The sequence below is a fragment of the Priestia sp. P5_B4 genome (assembly GCF_056400385.1).
This window is the reverse complement of the sequence record NZ_JBFULJ010000517.1, coordinates 1-2698: the sequence shown is the minus strand read 5'-3', so window position 1 is coordinate 2698 and position 2698 is coordinate 1. Positions and strand designations below refer to the sequence as shown.

Annotated in this window: 5 protein-coding genes; 2 read left to right on the top strand and 3 right to left on the bottom strand. The window is 39.0% G+C overall.

Annotated elements, in window-relative coordinates:
* Both AC1DRF_RS22255 and AC1DRF_RS22250 read left to right on the top strand, forming a co-directional pair.
* A partial coding sequence (locus AC1DRF_RS22255) for an undecaprenyl-diphosphate phosphatase (RefSeq protein ID WP_477741712.1) occupies positions 1 to 354 on the top strand: 354 nt, incomplete at its 5' end.
* 1 nt (position 355) lies between these two features.
* Entirely contained in the window at positions 356 to 694 is a 339-nt protein-coding gene (locus tag AC1DRF_RS22250) for a hypothetical protein (RefSeq protein WP_013083895.1), read from the top strand.
* Positions 695 to 723: 29 nt separating this feature from the next.
* Here the strand turns inward: AC1DRF_RS22250 and qoxD are convergent, their stop codons facing one another.
* From qoxD to AC1DRF_RS22235, 3 genes are all read right to left on the bottom strand, one after another.
* The gene (gene qoxD / locus AC1DRF_RS22245) at positions 724 to 1032 is read right to left on the bottom strand and encodes a cytochrome aa3 quinol oxidase subunit IV (RefSeq protein WP_013057824.1); all 309 of its coding nucleotides are present in this window, start codon (positions 1030 to 1032) and stop codon (positions 724 to 726) included.
* 3 nt (positions 1033 to 1035) lie between these two features.
* A complete protein-coding gene (gene qoxC / locus AC1DRF_RS22240) occupies positions 1036 to 1644 on the bottom strand; it encodes a cytochrome aa3 quinol oxidase subunit III (protein WP_013057825.1) in 609 nt (202 codons plus the stop codon).
* Positions 1644 to 2698: cbb3-type cytochrome c oxidase subunit I (locus AC1DRF_RS22235; RefSeq protein ID WP_477741711.1), on the bottom strand; the 1055-nt coding region annotated here is incomplete at its 5' end. The genes qoxC and AC1DRF_RS22235, both read right to left, overlap by 1 nt.

The following is a 2698-nucleotide window of genomic DNA, read 5'->3' as shown; positions in this document are numbered from 1 at the left end:
TTTCAGTTTGCTGCTGCGATATTCCCTGCTGTATCTCGATCTGGTTTAACCATGGTAGCTGCGTTAATGCGAAAATTAGACCGTGAAACAGCCGCTTACTTTTCATTTTTATTGTCGACTCCCGCCATTTGCGGAGCGGTGTTACTTCAGTTAAAAGATGTAGTCACAGGTGAAGTCGAGCAGCTTTCCGTTTTCTTTTTATTCGTCGCCACCCTTTCATCTGCTTTATTTGGTTATGTAGCGGTAAAATGGATGATCAATTATTTAAAGCATCATTCATTAAAAACGTTTGCAATTTACGTTTGGATATTAGGTGCAGTCGTGCTGGTTTGTCAGTTTACGGGGGTGTTTTAAGATGAAGATGAAAGTCCGGACGCTTTTTTTAGTATTGTTTTTTGCCGGCATTTTAGTCGTGACAAGCTATGTTGATAACAATTCCCAGCAGTCGTTTAACAGCTTATCTCACCTTTCACTTGATGGAGGAGCTGTTGAAACCTCTGCAGATGAAGACGAGGCGGAACAATTAAACATGTCGGTCAAAGAAGTTCATGTTAAAACAGAAAAAAGAGGCGGATACCGAATTGAAGTGTACGAACAAGTAAATGTTTATAGAGATGATAAAGGAAAAGTAGTAAAAAAAGTTCCTACGGGAGAATATCAAACGTTGAAATATAAACTGAATGAAAAAAAATAAACCACTTACCGAAGTAAGTGGTTTTATTTTTAATGGTTAAAGTGAGCTGCAAGAATCCACAGTGTACCAACAACGATACAAAGTGCAATAAAGAAACTGTAAAGAATATTTGCAACCTGTACTTTACCATTTTCACTTTCAGTCATGTGCATGAACATTACTAGCTGCATTGCTGCTTGTAATAACGCTAGGATCATGATAAGAGTCATCGTAATGCTTCTTGATAGATCAGCTAGCACTACTAAACCAAGCGCTGCGAATGTTAAGGCTAGTGAAAGGATAAGCCCAAATACATGACTAAGCGGAAAACCTGCTTTTTGGCCTTGTTTATTTTCCATGTCTTATCCCACCAATCCGTTCAAGTATACAAGCGTGAAGATGAAGATCCATACAACATCAAGGAAATGCCAGTATAAACCGATAATAAATACTTTACGAGCAGTAACTGGTGTTAATCCTCGTCTTACTAATTGAATAATAATACTGATTGCCCAGAATACACCGACTGTTACGTGAAGACCGTGCGTTCCAAGTAGTGTAAAGAACCCTGATAAGAAGGCACTTGTTTGCATTGTTGCACCTTCGTGAACTGCGTACATGTAAAACTCACGAATTTCGTAGAAAAGGAATCCTCCACCAAGGACAAGCGTAATCACGAACCAAACTAAAAGTCCTTTTAAATCATTATTACGCATTTTAAAGATGGCAATTCCCATCGTGAAACTACTGAATAGTAGTAACAGCGTTTCGATCATAAAATCTTTAACAACGAACAGTTCTTCTGCAGTAGGGCCACCCGCTGTACGCGTATGGTACGTTAAGTACGTTACGAACAGCGTAGAGAACAACGCGATCTCGGCACCTAAGAAAATCCAGAATCCAAGGATATTCAGGCGACTTTGTTCTTCTTGGTATTCTAACGGCAATGATTTATCTAAATGTCCTGCCATTATTTGTCACCCCCTGTAATTCCTTCAACCTTCTTGATTTCATCTACTTTTACATAGAAGCCTGGATCATAATCAAATGAACGAGCAAGCATACAAGCAAAAATACCTGCTAATCCAACGATTGCCATTGGAATCCATTCAAATACTAAGCCAAATCCACCGATAAACCAGAAAATACCTGAGATAAACGGCACACCAGAGTTGCTTGGTAAGTGAATTGGTTTTAAGTCTTCTGCTTTAATTTCTGTTTCATTACGTTTTTTCATGTGCCAAAATGCATCCATTTCTTTCACATGAGGAATTACTGCAAAGTTGTAAGCTTGAACTGGTGATTTAGTCCACCACTCAAGTGTACGACCATCCCAAGGATCGTTTGCAGTGTCGCGTTTGTTTTTCCATGCACTGTATAATAAGTTAACTACTAATACGAAGAAGCCAAGACCCATTAAGAATGCACCGATTGTTGAAACTAAGTTTAATCCGTTCCAGCCAAGGTTGTCTGCATAAGTTTGCATACGACGAGTCATACCGTCTAAACCTAGGAAGAATTGTGGGAAGAAACATACGTTAAATCCAACAACAAAAATCCAGAATGAAATTTTTCCTAATTTTTCGTTCAACGTGTGACCGAAAATCTTTGGATACCAGAAGTATAAACCTGCGAAACAGCCAAACACTGTACCAGAGATTAATACATAGTGGAAGTGAGCGATTAGGAAGTAACTGTTATGATATTGATAATCGGCTGATGCCATCGCAAGCATAACCCCTGTTACCCCACCGATTACGAAGTTTGGAATAAACGCTAATGACCAAAGCATCGCAGTCGTAAATTTGATACGGCCTTTATACATTGTAAAGAGCCAGTTAAAGATTTTAACTCCGGTTGGTACGGCGATTAACATCGTTGTAATTGAGAAGAACGAGTTAACTGACGGTGAGTTACCCATTGTAAAGAAGTGATGCACCCATACAAGGTAACTTAAGAATGCGATACCGACCATTGATACAACCATTGCTTTATAACCGAATAAGTTCTTACGAGAATGTGTAC